At 46.0% G+C, this 16,824-nt stretch carries 18 protein-coding genes; 5 read left to right on the top strand and 13 right to left on the bottom strand.

All coding sequences use genetic code 11. From position 1 onward, the window contains the following. Window positions 1-34: 34 nt before the first annotated feature. Complete coding sequence (locus tag KJS52_RS11285; protein WP_213515011.1) at window positions 35-844, bottom strand: DUF421 domain-containing protein; 810 nt, start codon at window positions 842-844, stop codon at window positions 35-37. A gap of 207 nt (window positions 845-1,051) precedes the next feature. Between KJS52_RS11285 and KJS52_RS11280 the strand changes: the two genes are divergently transcribed. Further along, complete coding sequence (locus KJS52_RS11280) at window positions 1,052-1,780, top strand: glycerophosphodiester phosphodiesterase (RefSeq protein ID WP_213515009.1); 729 nt, start codon at window positions 1,052-1,054, stop codon at window positions 1,778-1,780. A gap of 4 nt (window positions 1,781-1,784) precedes the next feature. Further along, window positions 1,785-3,032: an MFS transporter gene (locus KJS52_RS11275; protein WP_213515007.1), complete on the top strand. Its 1,248-nt coding sequence runs from the start codon at window positions 1,785-1,787 to the stop codon at window positions 3,030-3,032. Here the strand turns inward: KJS52_RS11275 and KJS52_RS11270 are convergent. The 5 genes from KJS52_RS11270 to KJS52_RS11250 all read right to left on the bottom strand — a co-directional run bounded on the left by KJS52_RS11270 (window position 3,029) and on the right by KJS52_RS11250 (window position 7,759). Next, window positions 3,029-3,874: a YitT family protein gene (locus tag KJS52_RS11270; protein WP_213515006.1), complete on the bottom strand. Its 846-nt coding sequence runs from the start codon at window positions 3,872-3,874 to the stop codon at window positions 3,029-3,031. The two genes, KJS52_RS11275 and KJS52_RS11270, sit on opposite strands and share 4 nt — an antisense overlap. A 191-nt stretch (window positions 3,875-4,065) precedes the next feature. Next, window positions 4,066-5,091 (bottom strand): siderophore ABC transporter substrate-binding protein, encoded by a 1,026-nt coding sequence (locus tag KJS52_RS11265; RefSeq protein WP_213515005.1) that lies wholly within the window; start codon window positions 5,089-5,091, stop codon window positions 4,066-4,068. A gap of 28 nt (window positions 5,092-5,119) precedes the next feature. Then, window positions 5,120-5,878 carry an iron ABC transporter ATP-binding protein gene (locus KJS52_RS11260; protein ID WP_213515003.1) on the bottom strand — a complete coding sequence of 253 codons (759 nt, stop codon included), beginning with the start codon at window positions 5,876-5,878 and terminating at the stop codon, window positions 5,120-5,122. Beyond that, window positions 5,875-6,816, bottom strand: a complete 942-nt coding sequence (locus tag KJS52_RS11255) for an iron chelate uptake ABC transporter family permease subunit (protein WP_213515001.1) — start codon at window positions 6,814-6,816, stop codon at window positions 5,875-5,877. Before KJS52_RS11255 ends, KJS52_RS11260 begins: the two co-directional genes overlap by 4 nt. Next, window positions 6,806-7,759 carry an ABC transporter permease gene (locus tag KJS52_RS11250; RefSeq protein WP_213514999.1) on the bottom strand — a complete coding sequence of 318 codons (954 nt, stop codon included), beginning with the start codon at window positions 7,757-7,759 and terminating at the stop codon, window positions 6,806-6,808. Before KJS52_RS11250 ends, KJS52_RS11255 begins: the two co-directional genes overlap by 11 nt. Before the next feature lie 347 nt (window positions 7,760-8,106). Between KJS52_RS11250 and KJS52_RS11245 the strand changes: the two genes are divergently transcribed. The 3 genes from KJS52_RS11245 to KJS52_RS11235 are packed head-to-tail and all read left to right on the top strand — an operon-like array spanning window position 8,107 to window position 10,807. Next, window positions 8,107-8,790: a GntR family transcriptional regulator gene (locus tag KJS52_RS11245; protein WP_246563428.1), complete on the top strand. Its 684-nt coding sequence runs from the start codon at window positions 8,107-8,109 to the stop codon at window positions 8,788-8,790. 31 nt (window positions 8,791-8,821) lie between these two features. Then, window positions 8,822-9,898, top strand: coding sequence for a mannonate dehydratase (uxuA, locus tag KJS52_RS11240; RefSeq protein ID WP_213514997.1), 1,077 nt, complete (start codon window positions 8,822-8,824; stop codon window positions 9,896-9,898). A 51-nt stretch (window positions 9,899-9,949) separates the two neighbouring features. Next, a complete protein-coding gene (locus KJS52_RS11235; protein ID WP_213514995.1) occupies window positions 9,950-10,807 on the top strand; it encodes an SDR family oxidoreductase in 858 nt (285 codons plus the stop codon). Between the two features lie 187 nt (window positions 10,808-10,994). On the opposite strand, the gene KJS52_RS11230 is transcribed toward KJS52_RS11235, so the two are convergent. From KJS52_RS11230 to KJS52_RS11200, 7 genes are all read right to left on the bottom strand, one after another. Then, window positions 10,995-11,321 (bottom strand): HesB/YadR/YfhF family protein, encoded by a 327-nt coding sequence (locus tag KJS52_RS11230; RefSeq protein ID WP_246563426.1) that lies wholly within the window; start codon window positions 11,319-11,321, stop codon window positions 10,995-10,997. Then, entirely contained in the window at window positions 11,321-12,358 is a 1,038-nt protein-coding gene (locus KJS52_RS11225; protein ID WP_213514993.1) for an aminoglycoside phosphotransferase family protein, read from the bottom strand. The genes KJS52_RS11230 and KJS52_RS11225 overlap by 1 nt, the downstream gene beginning before the upstream one ends. Before the next feature lie 51 nt (window positions 12,359-12,409). After that, a complete protein-coding gene (locus tag KJS52_RS11220) occupies window positions 12,410-14,173 on the bottom strand; it encodes a PH domain-containing protein (RefSeq protein ID WP_213514991.1) in 1,764 nt (587 codons plus the stop codon). Further along, the gene (locus tag KJS52_RS11215) at window positions 14,166-14,645 is read right to left on the bottom strand and encodes a PH domain-containing protein (protein ID WP_213514989.1); all 480 of its coding nucleotides are present in this window, start codon (window positions 14,643-14,645) and stop codon (window positions 14,166-14,168) included. The genes KJS52_RS11220 and KJS52_RS11215 overlap by 8 nt, the downstream gene beginning before the upstream one ends. Before the next feature lie 25 nt (window positions 14,646-14,670). Continuing rightward, window positions 14,671-15,156 carry a hypothetical protein gene (locus KJS52_RS11210; RefSeq protein ID WP_213514987.1) on the bottom strand — a complete coding sequence of 162 codons (486 nt, stop codon included), beginning with the start codon at window positions 15,154-15,156 and terminating at the stop codon, window positions 14,671-14,673. Between the two features lie 131 nt (window positions 15,157-15,287). Continuing rightward, a complete protein-coding gene (locus tag KJS52_RS11205) occupies window positions 15,288-15,713 on the bottom strand; it encodes a hypothetical protein (RefSeq protein ID WP_213514985.1) in 426 nt (141 codons plus the stop codon). A gap of 278 nt (window positions 15,714-15,991) precedes the next feature. Next, a complete protein-coding gene (locus KJS52_RS11200; RefSeq protein ID WP_213514983.1) occupies window positions 15,992-16,141 on the bottom strand; it encodes a hypothetical protein in 150 nt (49 codons plus the stop codon). Window positions 16,142-16,824: the final 683 nt, after the last annotated feature.

Below are 16,824 nucleotides of genomic sequence, written 5' to 3'. Positions count from 1 at the left end.
ACATCGTCATCAAAGTCCTGCTTTTTGACCACCGCTAAGAGGATTTTTTTGATTGCTGTTCTATTATGGCTATCGCCTGCAACAAACTTAACTTCAACTGCTCCAGCTGGGTATTCGTCAACTGAGTTGAGCTGCTTTCGTCGGACATATTAAGCTCAATAAATCGCTCATCAAGGGTATGGATGGTCATTTCTTTATCCTTGATGTACTGTGCAATTAGCACTTCCTCGATCTTCAGGTTTGCCTTGTCCAGCTGCTTGTTCAGCCAGTTTAAATCAACGCCGTTTTTCTGCATCGTATCCAGCTCGGCTGAGCCATCGATCACAACAGTAATCGGTTCTTGCTCACGCTGGATTGGAAAGCCCAGCATTGCGGGCGTCAAAGGCTTATGCTCCGCCTTCAAGAAGACGCTGACCTTCCCGTTTGCTTCGATTGAAGCATTTTCGATATCGGCTATACGATGCACTTCCTTACCTCGCAACTGCTCCAGCAGCTCCTCGACCGTAAAGTTTTCCTTAGCCATCGCTTCCTTCTGCACGATCCCATTTTTAATTAAAACTCTTCGGTTACTGTCGATGTAGCCTCGCATTTTTTTGCTTTTTAACGTTAAATGCTCAAGCAGAACGGTAACGAGTACCCAAACTATAAGCGATACGATTGCAAATATCCACATGTCCTGGCCTTCTAATGCAATATATGCGGCGATATTACCTATACTGATCCCCGATATGTAGCCGAATAATGAAATCTGTGATAATTGCCTCTTCCCCAGCAGCTTAGTAAGGAAAAACATTAACGCCATCGAAATTATTGTTCTTCCGATAATAAGTAAAATTTCTGTCATATCTATCCCTCCACTAACTAGCCTTACCATTTAAATTAAACTAATACGTCTGAGTGGATAAGATTGTAATGCTGACAGCGCAGCAAAGCTTGTAAAACCGCGTATTGTAACCCCTTACATTTAACAAAAAAATTACTATGCCCGGCTCAGGTTGTATGATACGATCGAGGCAGCTACCATATTTTAAAATGTAAGGGAGAACCTGATATGATCATTAACTACGCACATCGTGGTGCAAGCGGATACTGTCCTGAAAATACGATGGCTGCTTTTCAGCGCGCCGTAGAGCTGGGCGCTACAGGAATTGAGACCGATGTTCAAATGACTGCGGATGGAGAGCTGGTGCTCATCCACGATGAAAGCCTGTACCGAACAACAGGGGTAGATAAGCTGGTTAAAGATACGACATTGGCCGAGCTGCAAAAGCTCGATGCCGGCGCCTGGTTTAGTAACGAATTTACTGGAGAACGCGTCCCTACTCTCGATCAATTAATGGAGCTGGTTAAACGCGAGCAAATCATGCTTAATATTGAAATTAAAAGCGGAGTTGTCCTTTACCCGGACATAGAGCGCAAGGTGATAGAAAAAATCAGGCAGCATCAGCTGGACCAACAATGCATCATTTCAAATTTCAACCACTATTCCTTGGCGCAGTGCAAAGCGATTAACCCTTATATTGCAACTGGCATTTTGTATATGGAGGGCTTATACCGTCCTTGGGATTACGCTGCAACGGTTGGTGCTAACGCGCTGCATGCGCCGAAATATGCCGTTACCGCAGAATGGGTGGCAGAAGCGAAAGCAAATGGCATCATTTATAATGTATGGACGGTAAATGAGCCGCAAGAAATGAAGGCTCTGCTAGCAGCTGGCGTTGCGGGCATTATTACGGATTACCCGGATCGTCTTCAGTCAATCATTTCCGGAAAGGAATGAAACTATGAAAAAAACTTGGCTGCTTGGCTTCGGCTTTTTTAGCATTAGCCTCGTCTGGGCGTTATACAACGCCTTCGTTCCGCTATTTCTGAAAAAGTATTTGGATAGCGCTGCGATAATTGGCTTTATGATGACGCTGGACAATTACTTCGGCTTATTTCTGCAGCCGTTTATCGGCCGAAAAAGCGATAAAACCGATACCAAATTCGGCAAGCGAATGCCTTATTTGATCGTTGGAATGCCGCTTGCTGCGCTGTTTGGCGCCCTTATTCCATTGCATACCAGCTACTCGCTGCTTATTACATTTATGGTGCTGATGAACCTGTCGATGAGCCTTTATCGTTCTCCGACCGTCGCGCTAATGCCCGATATTACGCCACCGCATAAGCGAACGCAGGCTAATGGCATCATTAATCTGATGGGCGGGCTAGGCTCAATTCTCGCCTTTACAGTGGGCTCCAAGCTGTATGATCAGCATATTGCACTGCCTTTCTTTACATCCTCGGCGCTAACGCTAATAAGCCTGTGTATTCTGATGCTCTTTATTCGCGAGCGGCGCGATGCGCTGGAATATGTGCCAGCTGCCAAAGCGACGATTGACAAGCAGCCTGGCATCGAGCAACAGCCTACAAGAGTTTGGGGTCGCCCACACACATTGCTGGCCGCTGCCAAGCGAGAGCTTAAGCCTTATACGCTCGAATGGACGCTTCCTACAATTTTGCTGCTCGGAGCGATTTATTTTTGGTTTTTTTCCTATCAAGGAATTGAGGCGCTGTTTACTTTATACGCCACGGAGGAGCTTAGTTTATCCGACTCGCAAGCATCGATGTCGCTCGCTTTCTTCTCTGTTGCCTTTGTCGCCGCTGCGATTCCTGCAGGCTATTTAGGCGCCAAGCTAGGGAAAAAGCAGGTGATTTGCTTTGGTATTATTGGCTTGATGATTCTGTTTGTCATCATATCCTTCGTCAACGATATGACGACATTGCGTACACTGCTGCTGCTTGGCGGAGTTTGCTGGGCGCTTATTAACATTAATTCCTATCCTTACGTGATCTCGCTTGGCAAGCAAAGCAGTATCGGCACGCGTACAGGTATCTACTACATCGCATCCTCGCTGGCGGCGCTATCCTCGCCACCGCTTATGGGACTGTTTATGGATAAGTTGGGCTATTCGTCGCTGTTCTTTGTCGCAGCTGGCGGCATGCTGCTTGCACTAGGCTTCATCATCTTCGTCAAAGACCACAACTCCTAATGCACGCTTTGCCGTGAAAAGCTACCTCCGATCACATCAGCCACCGATTCGATTGCGATAAAAGCTTTGGCATCCTTTAGCTGAACTATTGACTTAAGCTTGGACAACTCAATGCGGGAAACAACACAATAGATGACCTTAACCTCCTGCCCTGAGAAGCCGCCTGTTGCATGCATCAATGTCGTGGTCCGTCCAAGCTTGTCTACGATATCCTGGGATATTTCTTCATACTTTGGCGAAATAATTGTAACCGATTTTGATTCATTCAAGCCTTCCACGACAATGTCAATCACCTTGCTAGCCAGGTAGTACGTAACGATCGAATACATCGCAGAGCTCCACTCAAAAACAAAGCCGGCAATAATAAAGATAATAACGTTGAACACCATTATAATCGTTCCAACAGAAGCTTTGATCCTTTTAGAAATTAGAATTGAAATCACCTCGATGCCGTCCAAGCAGCCACCGAAGCGAATAACGAGTCCAACCCCCATACCGAGCAGCATGCCGCCAAACAGCACAGCGAGCAGCTTATCGTCTGGAAAAGGGCCAGAATGGTGCAGAAATGCCGTAGTTAACGACAGCACCGCAATACCGTAAAGTGTTGAGAAGGCAAAGGTTTTGCCCAATTGCTTATAGCCAAAAATAAGAAATGGGAAATTTAGAATAAACAGAAGCACGCTTAGAGGAAGCGGTGTTAAGTGCGACAGCATTATGGAAATGCCAGCTATTCCGCCATCAATAATTTCATATGGAACGAGAAATTTCTCAAGAGCAATCCCCATTAGCATCGCCCCAATCGTAATAAAAAACAGACGTTTGAAAAATTCTCCTGCTGTCATAATGCTAGTCTCCTTTTTATGTAAAAAATACTCTACATAAAAGTATGGACAAAATCCCGCTTCAAAAACCCGAAAATTTGAGATAAATCCAGTTATTCCTTGTGCCAACAGCCCGTTTAAACGCAAACAAGCTGCTCTCCACGTTCAATGAACGAAAAGAGAGCAGCCAATAGCAGCAAAGTTAAAGGTGATTATTTCAAAGCAGCTTCGATATCTGTAACCATTTTTTCAACAGATACTAGACCGCCGCCAGATAGATACCAGTATTCTGGATCAAGGTAGGCAATTTTGCCGTCTTTGAAAGCATCCGTCGTTTTTACAAACTCATTGTCAAGCGTAGAGGAAGCATTGCCTTCGCCACCTACTGCAGCTGTACGGTCAATGACAAACAAGTATCCTGGATTTTTCTCGGCAACATATTCAAACGTTACTTCATTACCATGAGTTGAAACCTCAAGACCTTCGTCAACCGCAGGAACGCCTAGCACATCATGAATGAGTCCGAAGCGAGAGCCTGGGCCGTAGGCGCTAATTTTGCCTTCATTAGAAAGCAGGATAAGACCTTTTTTATCGGATTTCGCTACTTCAGCTTTTACATTTTCGATTACTGTATTAATTTTTTCAAGCTCAGCCGCAGCTTCTGTCTCTTTACCGAAAATTTGTGCTAAAGTTTCTACATTGCTAGTGAACGATTCCATGTAATTCGCAGTATCTACGCCCATAAAAATCGTTGGCGCGATTTTCGTAAACTCTTCATAGGAATCAGATTGGCGACCAGAAATAATAATCAGATCCGGCTCAACACCGTCGATTGTTTCAAAATCAGGCTCCTTCAAGCCGCCAGCATTTGCATATTCAGAGCCAGCGTATTTGCTCAAATAAGATGGCAGGCTGTCCTGAGGTACAGCAGTTACCGCCTCAACGCCTAAACGATCAAGCGTATCAAGTACACCAAAGTCAAATACAACAACCTTGCCTGGGTTCAGTGGAACATCTGTTTCACCCAGCTGATGGGAAACTTTGATCGTGCCAGAGGCATTGTTATCCTCTGTATTATTTTGATTTGCAGCGCCGCTGTTGGCAGCGCTATTGTTGGCGCCATTGTTAGCTGAGCCATTATTGGCAGTGCCGTTGTTAGCGCTGTTGCTGTTGCCGCATGCTGCAATGACCATGGTCAAAACGATAAGCATAACAATCATAGACAAGCTTTTTTTCATGTTCTTTCTCCACCCTTTTTATATAAATTTATTTAAAATAAACACCGATGCGATTTCCGTCGATCACTTCAATTGGAATCGGCATTTCATAAATGCTTTCCAAAATCGTGCCGTCGATAATTTGCTCAGTTGTTCCTTCTTGCACAATACGTCCATCCTTCAAGGCGACTATATTGTCTGAATAGCAGGAAGCAAAGTTAATGTCGTGAATAACGATGACAACGGTTTTGCCCAGCTCCTCCACTAATCTTCTAAGCACCTTCATAATTTGCACAGAATGCTTCATATCCAAATTATTGAGCGGCTCATCGAGTAAAATGACATCTGTGTTTTGAGCAATAATCATAGCGATATAGGCGCGCTGATTTTGACCACCACTGAGCTGATCGAGAAACCGATCCTTTAGATCAGTCAGCTCCATGTAGGCAATCGCCTCATCTACGTAAGTCCAGTCCTCCTTGCTCAGCTTTCCTTGCGAATAAGGAAAACGGCCAAAGCTGACAAGCTCGCGCACAGTTAATCGCATATTGATATGATTAGACTGCTTTAGAATAGAAATTTTACGCGCCAAATCTCTCGTATTCCAAGCAGAAATATCCTTCCCGTCAATCATCACAGTTCCTGAATTTTTTTCCAGCAATCTGCTTATAATCGACAGCAATGTACTTTTACCTGCGCCGTTAGGACCGATGAAGGAAGTGATTTTGCGCTCGGGAATGGTCAAGGACACATTGTCAATGACGGGCTTCCCACCATACATTTTCGTAACGTTTCTAACTTCAATCATGCTCGACTCTCCTTTAGCAACAAGTAAATAAAATACAAACCACCGATAAAATTGATCAGCACGCTAACCGTTGTACTGAACGTAAAGACTCGCTCTACTAGCATTTGACCGCCAACAAGCGCAATAACGCTTATTCCGATAGAAGCCGGAATCAGCAGCGAATGGCGATACGTTCCTATGTAGTGGTACGCCAAATTGACAACCAGCAAGCCAAGGAAGGTGACCGGACCGACAAGCGCAGTGCTGATCGATATGAGCAAGGCAACAACAAGCAGCATTTGCTTCACCGTTCTTTGATACGGTACTCCCAAATTAACCGCATGCTCGCGTCCGAGCGCCATAACATCCAAATATTTATTGTATTTCATTGAAAAAAGTCCAATTAAGACAATGAGTACCGCAGACAGCAGCAGCAAATCTGAGTTGACATTGTTGAAGCTGGCAAACATTTTGCCCTGCAAAACGAGAAATTCATTCGGGTCAATCAATACCTGCAAAAAGGTCGTCATGCTGCCGAACAAGGTTCCCATCACGAGGCCTACCAGCAGCAGGAAAAATAAATTTTTGCCCTCTCTTTTAAACAGAAAACGATATAATAGAACAGCGAATAGCATCATCAATCCAGTCGTTAGACCGAAATTCAAATATTTATTCACTGATGGCAAGCTCATCGAGCCAAACACAAACACGATAAATGTTTGAAACAGCATATAAACAGAATCAAGTCCAATAACACTTGGCGTTAAAATTCGATTGTTCGTCATCGTCTGAAAAATTAAAGTTGCGTAGGCAATCGCCCCGCCCGTCAGCAAAATAGCAGCTACCTTTTTCAAGCGTCTCGGCAGTGCATAGTCCCAATTGCTAGGCAAGTCTACTAAAACGAAGGCTGCACTAACCACGATTGCTAGAACGATAAGTATTGTTAGCTTAGCTTTCATATGCGCGTCTCCTCATTAGCAAATAAAGGAATAAAATGCTGCCTATGACACCAACTGTCAGAGCAATCGGAATTTCATAAGGGAAGATGATGATTCTGCTTATAATATCGCAGGCTAGCAAGAAGTTGGCTCCCAGCAACGCAGTATGAATTAGAGACTTTCTCAAATTATCTCCCATATATAAGGAAACGATATTCGGCACAACCAAGCCGAGAAACGGTATAACACCAACGCTCAGGATAACGACTACCGAGACTAGCGCGACAATGACCAGCCCCAAATTGACAATGCGCTTGTGATTCAAGCCCAGATTGACCGAAAACTCTTCTCCCATACCGGCAATTGTAAATTTATTCGCATACATGTACGCAATTACGAGCAGCGGAACGCTAATATAAATCAATTCATAATTGCCTGCCATGACGCTGGAGAAGCTTCCCTGCAGCCAAGACGTAACATTTTGGATAAGGTCATTCTTATATGCGAAAAAGGTTGTTAATGAGTTAATAATATTGCCAAACATCAGCCCGACAAGCGGAATGAAAATCGCATCCTTAAACTTGATTCGCTCCAGCAGCTGCATGAACAGCAGCGTTCCCGCAATTGCAAATATAAAAGCGATCAGCATCTTTTCCATTGTTGTTGCCGATGAGAACATTAGCATCGCCACGAGAATACCTAGCTTGGCGGAATCATCAGTACCCGCAGTTGTTGGCGATACGAATTTATTGCGGCTGAGCTGCTGCATAATCAAGCCGGCAACACTCATGCTTGTGCCAGCAACAACCAAGCTGATCAATCTCGGAATTCGAGCGATCGTTAAAGCCTGCGCCTGCTTTTCTGTCATTGAGAACAGGTCAAATATCGTTAAGTCAGTTACGCCGATAAATAATGATGTCACGGAAAGAATCACAAGGATGACGACTAGATGCCAAGCTTTCATATTTACCCTCTTATTCTGAAATGAATGCGAATATAGAGAATCATTCTCATCTTTTTACAAAAATATAACTTGAAACAAATAAAACCCGCATGTAGACGAGTATTATTTATGTTCAAGTTGGCAGACAAAACTGATAATCATTCTCATACTTTAAACTTAACATTTGCTTAAAGGTTACGTCAATATAAATCCCAACAAACAAACTTTGATTTTTACGTATGTGAACAACAATTGAATAATAATAATCATTTTTAAAAGATAGCGATTAATAATATAATCTCAATATTCTCAAAGAGAAACTTGTATGGTAGTATGGTAATGTTGATGTAAGCACTTTCGTTAGTGAGGTGAAGCCTATATTTACTTCCAATATTGCGTATCGCTCGGTGCGCGATCAGGTATATGAAGCGTTAAAGGAGCAAATTATTTCGCTCAGCATTTTGCCCGGCACGGCATTGTCGGAAAACGAAATGGCAGCCGAGTTTAAAGTTAGCCGCACCCCTATCCGTGAAAGCTTTGTCCGCCTAGCCCAGGAGGGCCTAGTGCAGGTGCTGCCGCAGCGTGGCACGCTGGTTGCGCTAATCGATCGCGAGCTCGTAGAAGAAGCGCGCTTTATGAGAAGCCAGCTGGAATGTGCAATTGTTGAGCTTGCTTGCCAGTCGCTAGCTGAAGCTACACTGCAGCAGCTGGATCACAATTTGCAGCAGCAAAAGCTTTCACTTGAACAGGAAAATGTCGACTACATTTTCAAGCTGGACCAGCAGTTCCACGCTCTCTTGTTTGCCGGCGTTAACAAAACGAATACATGGAACACGATGAGCCTGCTTACCGCGCATCTCGATCGCAGCCGCAAGCTGCGCCTGCTCGACAACTACGATTGGCAGCAAATTTATGAGCAGCATGTTGAGATCGTCGAGGCGATTAAACGGAAGGACTGTACAACAGCGGCTGCAATTATGAAGCAGCATATTAACCGCGGTCAGGATGACTTGGCTGCACTGAATGAGAAATACCCGCATTATTTTGCATAACGGATTGAATTGTTGAGGAGGCTTGATAGGGATGCGTATGACCTTCCGTTGGTTTGGAGAAGGCAATGACCCGATTCCACTGTCGCATATTAAACAAATCCCGGGAACTGAAGGGATCGTATGGGCGCTGCATCATATTCCGGCAGGCGAGGAGTGGCCGCTTGACCGCATTATGGAGGTAAAGCAGCAAATTGAAGCAGCCGGCTTTCATAACGAAGTAGTGGAAAGCGTCAATGTGCATGAGGATATTAAGCTTGGTTTGCCGAGCCGCGACCATTACATTGAGAACTACAAAAAAACGATTATTTCTTTGGCGAGCGCAGGCGTAAAGGTAATTTGCTACAACTTCATGCCTGTTTTTGATTGGCTGCGGACAAATTTGTTCGCTGAGCTGGAGGACGGCTCTACGGCGATGTACTTTGAGAAAGCAAAGGTTTCCAGCCTGACGCCGCATGAGCTGGTGGCGCATTTTCAAAGCAACACAAGCTTTCAGCTTCCCGGCTGGGAGCCAGAACGCTTGGCGCAGCTGTCCGCGACACTTAAAGCGTATGAAGCTGTCGACGAGGAGCAGCTTTGGAGCAATTTGCAATACTTTCTCGAGCAAATTATTCCCGTTGCCGCTGAGCATGGCATTCGCATGGCGATTCATCCGGATGATCCGCCATATCCGCTATTTGGCTTGCCGCGCATTATTAATAATCAGGCCAGCCTGCGCAGGCTGGTGAAGCTGGTGGATCACCCTGCCAATGGCATTACGCTGTGCAGTGGTTCACTTGGCGCAAGGCCGGATAACGATATCGTAGCTATGATACATGAATTTGCCGATCGCATTCCGTTTGCTCATATTCGCAATGTGAGATTGGAGGAAAACGGCGATTTTATTGAAACCTCGCATCGTACCGAGGATGGTACGGTCAATATTGCAGCGATAGTGAAGGCTTATTATGATGTGGGCTTTACCGGCTATGCACGTCCGGACCACGGCCGCCATATATGGGATGAGCAGTGCCGCCCAGGCTATGGCCTGTATGATCGCGGTTTAGGCATTATGCATTTATGGGGATTGTGGGATGCATACCGCTACGCCGAGCAAAGCAAATTCAGCTAAGCTTCTATTAAATGCTAAGCTTCATTAAATATAGAAACAGGAGGAAATGAAATGTCCGTAATCCAAGCAATACACCCTTCATTGGCCAATAAAGTAGCCGTTATTACCGGAGGCTCTGGCGTATTATGCAGCGCTATGGCCGTTGAGCTGGCCAGACAAGGAGTCAAGGTCGCAGTGCTGGGCCGCACCGCTTCCAAGGTAGAGGCCGTTGTTGACACGATTAAGCAAAATGGCGGGACAGCGCTAGGCGTAGCCTGCGATGTAACAGATGCAGCAAGTGTTGAAGAGGCTGCCAAGCAGGTTGAGCAGAAGCTTGGGCGCTGCAATATTTTAATCAATGGAGCTGGCGGCAATCAGGCGAGCGCCAATACAACCAATGAAACCTTCAGCATCGAGGATTGGAAAAATCCTGAGGTGCAATCCTTCTTTGATCTTTCTCCAGCTGGCATACGCCAAGTGATGGATTTGAATTTCGTTGGCACGCTCATTCCATCTCAAGTGTTTGCCAAGCAAATGCTGGAGGCCGACCAGCCTGTTATTATTAATTTGTCGTCGATGAGCGCGCCTTCGCCAATGACAAAGGTGCCGGGCTACAGTGCAGCCAAAGCTGCAATCGAGAACTTTACAAAATGGCTTGCCGTGCATATGGCTAATACAGGCATTCGTGTTAACGCGATTGCTCCTGGCTTTTTCCATACAGAGCAAAATCATCGCTTGCTAATGAATGAGGATGGATCATTAACAGAACGCTCTCATAAAATTATTACACATACGCCAATGCGCCGCTTTGGCAAGCCGGAGGATTTGCTGGGCGTGCTGCTGTGGCTATGTGATGATCAAGCTTCAGGCTTTGTAACAGGAATTACAGTGCCGGTTGATGGCGGGTTTATGGCTTACGCTGGCGTATAATCCCGGCACAGCCTGCGGTTTATGGGGTAAATTACCAAGCTCAAGTAACAATCCATAACAAAACAGCCTGCTTGACGCCAAGGCAGCATTCAGAACTGATCCGGATCGATCGTTCCCAGCTGCAATGCAACGTTTCAAGCAGGCTTATTTATTGCTATTTCACTTACGGTATGTGTATCGTACAGCGCTACTGCACTGTCATAATAATTTCCTCATTCGCAGCATCAAAGGAAATACGCAAATCCTTTTCCTCCAAATACCACATATTGTCCTTCTCAATAAAATAATGAATGCCGTCAACTGTATGCTGGACACCGATTTCACGCGGTTCATCCTGCATGACCCCTAAAGAAAGTCCAGGATGCACACTGCCACATCCGCCTAATCGAACATAAATGCGAACATGATCCCCTTGCCCCAGCTCCATTTGTGACTTGTACCAATTTGCTGCTGGCTGCTCAACGATTAATGCCATACCCTTGCACACCCCTTTACCAGTAACTTCCGAATCCATTACAGACTGTAATGATTGGTGTGCAGTAATTGTAACAAATATTCGGCGTATTGTTCAATCCTTTGGCGAATGATGTCATCGGTCAAGTCTTGAAATCCAAGTGCCGTCCAGCCATCATAAACCCCAATCTCACCAAAGGCTGTCATATCCATTAAGCAGTTTATATCCCAGTAAGGATGGTAGACAAAGGTCGGATTGGCTTTCATATAGGCAGCCAGAAATGTATTAGCTGCCTCCAGACCATAAAGCTCAACCAGATTGACGCGGCAATGCCCGACATCAACACCTGCTGGTCCTAAGCAGCCGTTGACCCAATCCACGATTCCGGTAATCTGCTGCTGCTCGTTCCAGAGCACATTGGTCGGATGATAGTCGCGATGAATGAGGCATGGAGCGTAGTCAGGAGCAGACTGCAGCATATATTGAATGAGCGCTTCCCAGCGCTCGCGGTGAGCTGACCACTGCAAGGCCGGATGCCGGTCTGGATGGCGATGCAGCAATTCTGCTGAAGCATAGCATTTATAGCGCCAAGGAAAATCGGACAGACCTGATGTTGCCTGATGCAGCGGAGCAATTGCCGAAGCCAGCTCCTGCAGCCATGCGTCGCTCGGCTCAGCCGGCAGACTAACCTTGCCCGGCACCACAGTCATAAGCAGCGCAGGCGAGCCAGCTTCTTCCCCGGAAGCATCAAAAGCGATGCAGCGAGGGCTTTGAGCTTGACTAGCGCTGCTGTCCTGTGCAATGTGCTTTAGTCGATCAACTGCTTCATCTGTAAAGATAGAGCGCTCCGCGAGCAGCTGCAAGGTTGCCGCTTCACGCTCCAATATGCCAGGCTCTTCATATAGGCCGTCACTTGGCAGTACAGCTCTCATTACAAAGCTAAGCTGCCTGCCCGTTGTACGCTCGCTTACATGTAGCAAGCACATCGTAGAAGAGATTCCGCCAAGCAGACGTTCAACGCGATCCAGCTTGAAGTCAGCGCCCAGCTGATCTAGCAGCCAGCTTTGCAAGCGTCTATCAAGCTCTACAGCCTCCATCTTCTGCCTCCTTTATTCTTTCATACAATTCTTTCATACAATTCTTTCATACTATTCTTTCGTACGTCGAGAATACCATGACCAAATGGGCAGCAAATGCTCATCAGCAATGCTCTTTACCCGGTATGCAAATACACTGCCAAGCACCTGCACATGAATGTTGTGGAGCTGACGCTTGCGCTGTATTGGGGATGCCTTCATGCTCAACGTAACGATGTGCTTTCTTCGCACAAAATACGTGGTGCGATTGACGCTGCGCTTGCGCAAAATTAAGTCATTTCCTTCAAGCCACACCCCTGCTGATCTCATGCACAGCAGTCGCCAAATTGCGATAACTGGCAAAAGCAGCAGCAGCCAAAGCCCATTCCACTTCCACCACCAGATCGCTCCGGCAGCGGCAAGCAGCACAATAATAAGCGGCAGCAGCGCGTAAGTACGATAAGCCGAGCGCGGAGGAGCAAGCAGCTGCTCGCGCAAATCAAGCTTGCGATCTGGCAGCAGCTGCTCCATAATCGCCGGGATATCTTTTTTGCGTACAAAAGGATGAATGACAAGCTGCTCCATCGCATTGGAGGTAATAACCTGCACGCGCAGCTCGGCAAAGCCAAGCCACTGACGAAGCGGATTCTCATCCATAATAACCGCCTGAACTTTGTTTTGATCGAATATAAAGCTCTTTTTTTCCAGCAAGCCGTATGACACCGACAGCTGCTCAAGCGTTCTACTTATTTGAAAGTCTCCAAATTTGATCAAATAAATAGCAATCGAGAGCAGCCATACAAAGCCAAGGACGAGCAGGGTGAGCCCTAAAAGTAAAATAATAGGCAGCGCTGAATATTGATCGATGATCCCATTCAGCAGCTTGTCATACAACCCGGGAAAAACAACCTCTAGCACATCATCGGCAAAGGAGTAGATCCCGAAAATAAAGATTAAGGCAAAGTTCAAATTAAGCGAAGTAAGCGATGCCTTCAAAAGCTGACCGAAGCTTATATGATAATAGTAATCGTAGCGATCTTCCGTATAAGGTCCATTGCGAAGCTGCTCTGAAGACTGCTCCGCCTGCCAGTGTCCGTGGACAGACTGGCTTGACGATGGCCCGGCTTGCCCATGTTGGTGAACAGGCTCGCTCGAGTCCGGCCCGGCTTGCCATTGTCCGTGGGCGGACTGCTTTGACGATGGCCCGGCCTGCACTTGTCCGAGGACAGGCTCATTCGACGATGGCCCGGTCTTCCACTGTTCGTGGACGGACTGTCCCGGGCCTTGCCCAGCAATCAGCTCTGCAGCCTCTTCCGGGTTCGAAATCAGCTGTCCTTGTCCGGTCAGCTCATTGGCTCCACCCGCTTGCTTCGCATCAGCATTGGCTGAACGCAAATATTTGAGCTGCTGCTGCAGTTCAAGCGCGTAACCATGCTTTAGCACTCTTAGCTTGCCTTCAGCTTGACCAGGCTTTCCTCCAGGCGTTTCGATCTGAAGCGACGCTGCGCCAAATATTCTGAGCAGCAGTGGCTGCTGAACATTGACAGAGTGAATACGATTATAATAAATCGTTTTTTCCTCGCGATTAAGAACGCCCTTGCGTATAATAATGCGATCCTGCTCCAACGAATATTGGAATTTCTTCCATGAAAGAAAGGAAAACACGCCATTTAATATGACAATCAGCACTGCAGCCAATATTCCCCACAACGACTTCATAAAGTCAAAGCCCTTTAAATTAATGATTACCAAGATTATTAAAGGAATGAGATGGCGAATATTGCTAATAAAAGTAATTGCGATATCCAGCTTCGATAGTTGCCTCGCATTAGTCATGCTGCTCATCCACCTTAGCCAGTTCTCCAATATGCTGCTTCAGCTCCTCAGCAGCCTGCTGATGAACTCCTTTAATTTCATGCTTCGTTGCAGCCGTAACGACATTTACACTCGCCAGCTTATATTTGCGCATAATCGGCCCACTGCCAACCTCTACATGCTGTACACGAACCATAGGAATTAAAATGTTGGAGCGAAAAATAATGCCTGACTGAATCTCGATCTCTTCTTCAAAAACCTCAAACGAAAAGCTGCGAAACTCATAGATCGGCACAATCCAGGTAAACAAAACAAAGGAAACGAGCAAAATGCCATATGCGATCCAAACAGGTACCAGCGTCCAATCCTTCCATAACGCAAAGACCAGCCAGCCTGAAACGAGCAGCAAGGTCACGATATGAAAAAGAATGCTCGATAATCGGGACGCCTTAACATAATCCGGATGCAGCTTCTGAGTAAGCTCACGTTGCATTCAATAACTTCCTCCTGCGTTGAAATTATAGCGGCACAAGCTGTGCACTGCCAACTATATTCCATTCTACAGGATTATTAATGGAAAATATACGAGGATATGAAAAATGAAGCACAATTACAACGGCGGGTCGATAAAATACCGTGCTAAAGTCGTATTGTTTTAATTCATACACATGGGGATAAGACAGCGATGCATCCAGCACATCAAAATAAACAATTTCGACAGGCTTTCGAATAAAGGAGTCGGCAACAGGCTTACCTTGCTCATCCAGCTTCAGATTGCGATAAATATAACGCTCGGCCTGGGCTCGCGCTTTGACGGGATCGATTTGAAACACGCCGTCAGCAAGTGCTGCTGCGTCTAGCTGCAACGCCGCTGCATGTGCGCCACGATTAACTGCCTGCTTCCCTTTATAGTAGGTTTTCATCGCGAGTTCCTGATCAATCCCATTGCTGTATAGCATCAGCCAAATAACCAGCATCAACGGTACAATCAACAGCTTATACACGATCTATTGCCCTCCCTAATTCGCTTTAAAGATTTCATCGCCGCATTCCCTATTCGGCATCTCGCTGCATATCTGAACAGATGGACAGCTGAAGCTATATGTCTAACCTAGCGGGCGCTGCACCGCTACCGCTAACGGGCAACATATTCGCTCATTTGCACGCCATACGCAGTAATATGCTGCTGCTTCGGTGGATGAACGCCAATCAAACGGTCAATAGCAAACAGATTGCCAACCGGGTAGCTGATAGTTAATGAGATGCCTTCCCCGCGCGGAACGGGAGCAGCTGCAGAAACGGCGGATTGGCCAATTGTGCTTCGAGCTTCATATACAAGCTGTCCCGAGTTGAGGCCAAACTTCGCCAGCCTTGCCCGGGATTGCTCGATTAAAGCTGGTGCAATATAGCCATACTGACCGCTAGTGCCAACCTCAAGCAAATAATCCACCTCCTGCTGCAGCAGTGCCTGGCGCATAATATAGACATGCTTGTACACAGGAGCGAATAATACCCAGCACAATATTGCCGCCAATAAAACAAACATTAATAGCTGCTTCATGAATCGATGCCTCGCACATATTCCGTCGCAGCATCATGCGCTTTTTTCTGCTGCTGGCTCAAGCCCTGCTCGCCTCCGGCAACATGCAGATAGATCACAAGCATACATAGCAATAAAGCGCAAGCAATAAGCAGCTGCTGCATAGCATCACAACCTTTACGGTACAGTTATTCATTGTGCATATCTCGCTGCGATTAAATATTTATCCAGATGTGGATAGTGGATATTGTGCATGAAAATGTGAGTAAATTTCTCCATTTTGTAGAGATAGGAGGCCACTATGGATTGATATTGCCAATCTGGGTATTGGCAGCATTGCCCTGAGATTGAATTTGCGCCTTTGTGCCCGTGCCGTCCTTGACAATTATATTATTGAAAAGCAGCACAACCACTACCAGCAGCATCACTGTCATCAAAATATTCTTCATCCTCATCACCTCCTCTCATGAAAAGTCCTCTTTGTCAGCGCTCCGGAGTAAAGCATCCTTCAGTCGCTTTTTAAATCAGCGCTACGGAGCTAAGCATCCTTCAGCCGCTTTTTAAATCGTAATGCTCTTATTTTAATTTTTATAGGTAGCATTACGATGTTAAAGGCGACGCTCTTCGTTTTTCGGATGCTTTGCTCCTCCGCTGTAGCTTTTTCTTGATTGTTAAGCTTCGATGTCGAATAAACCCCAATGCTCTTTCAGCGCTCCGGAGCTAAGCATCCTTCAGTCGCTTTTTAAATCGTAATGCTCTTTAGTTGAATTTTTATGGGTGCATTACGATGTTAAAGGCGACTCACTTCCGTTTTTCGGATGCTTTGCTCCTCCGCTGGTGCCTTTTTTCTTGATTGTTAAGCTTCGATGTCGAATAAACCCCAATGCTCTTTCAGCGCTCCGGAGCTAAGCACCCTACAGTCGCTTTTTAAATCGTAATGCTCTTATTTTAATTTTTTATGGTTGCATTACGATGTTAAAGGCGGCTCACTTCGTTTTTCGGATGCTTTGCTCCTCCGCTGGTGCTTTTTTTGAGTGCGGGACCAAGAAGCTTGGACGCTAGTAGAAAATGAGGAGCGCAGCGTAGGCACTTGCTACGTGAGCACCTTAAATGTTTTCGCAGGAAACATACT

Origin of the sequence: Paenibacillus montaniterrae, assembly GCF_018403185.1 — a bacterium.
Lineage (GTDB): Bacteria > Bacillota > Bacilli > Paenibacillales > Paenibacillaceae > Pristimantibacillus > Pristimantibacillus montaniterrae.
The sequence above is the reverse complement of the archived record's forward strand: the minus strand, read 5'-3'. Positions and strand labels throughout refer to the sequence as shown.

Excerpts from the sequence above, each read along its gene's own strand:
- KJS52_RS11200 (WP_213514983.1), bottom strand. The coding sequence starts at position 16,141 with ATGAAGAATATTTTGATGACAGTGATGCTGCTGGTAGTGGTTGTGCTG.
- KJS52_RS11280 (WP_213515009.1), top strand. The coding sequence starts at position 1,052 with ATGATCATTAACTACGCACATCGTGGTGCAAGCGGATACTGTCCTGAA.
- KJS52_RS11230 (WP_246563426.1), bottom strand. The coding sequence starts at position 11,321 with ATGGATTCGGAAGTTACTGGTAAAGGGGTGTGCAAGGGTATGGCATTA.
- KJS52_RS11225 (WP_213514993.1), bottom strand. The coding sequence starts at position 12,358 with ATGGAGGCTGTAGAGCTTGATAGACGCTTGCAAAGCTGGCTGCTAGAT.
- KJS52_RS11205 (WP_213514985.1), bottom strand. The coding sequence starts at position 15,713 with ATGAAGCAGCTATTAATGTTTGTTTTATTGGCGGCAATATTGTGCTGG.
- KJS52_RS11265 (WP_213515005.1), bottom strand. The coding sequence starts at position 5,091 with ATGAAAAAAAGCTTGTCTATGATTGTTATGCTTATCGTTTTGACCATG.
- uxuA (WP_213514997.1), top strand. The coding sequence starts at position 8,822 with ATGCGTATGACCTTCCGTTGGTTTGGAGAAGGCAATGACCCGATTCCA.
- KJS52_RS11220 (WP_213514991.1), bottom strand. The coding sequence starts at position 14,173 with ATGACTAATGCGAGGCAACTATCGAAGCTGGATATCGCAATTACTTTT.
- KJS52_RS11255 (WP_213515001.1), bottom strand. The coding sequence starts at position 6,816 with ATGAAAGCTAAGCTAACAATACTTATCGTTCTAGCAATCGTGGTTAGT.
- KJS52_RS11285 (WP_213515011.1), bottom strand. The coding sequence starts at position 844 with ATGACAGAAATTTTACTTATTATCGGAAGAACAATAATTTCGATGGCG.
- KJS52_RS11275 (WP_213515007.1), top strand. The coding sequence starts at position 1,785 with ATGAAAAAAACTTGGCTGCTTGGCTTCGGCTTTTTTAGCATTAGCCTC.
- KJS52_RS11270 (WP_213515006.1), bottom strand. The coding sequence starts at position 3,874 with ATGACAGCAGGAGAATTTTTCAAACGTCTGTTTTTTATTACGATTGGG.
- KJS52_RS11235 (WP_213514995.1), top strand. The coding sequence starts at position 9,950 with ATGTCCGTAATCCAAGCAATACACCCTTCATTGGCCAATAAAGTAGCC.
- KJS52_RS11260 (WP_213515003.1), bottom strand. The coding sequence starts at position 5,878 with ATGATTGAAGTTAGAAACGTTACGAAAATGTATGGTGGGAAGCCCGTC.
- KJS52_RS11215 (WP_213514989.1), bottom strand. The coding sequence starts at position 14,645 with ATGCAACGTGAGCTTACTCAGAAGCTGCATCCGGATTATGTTAAGGCG.
- KJS52_RS11250 (WP_213514999.1), bottom strand. The coding sequence starts at position 7,759 with ATGAAAGCTTGGCATCTAGTCGTCATCCTTGTGATTCTTTCCGTGACA.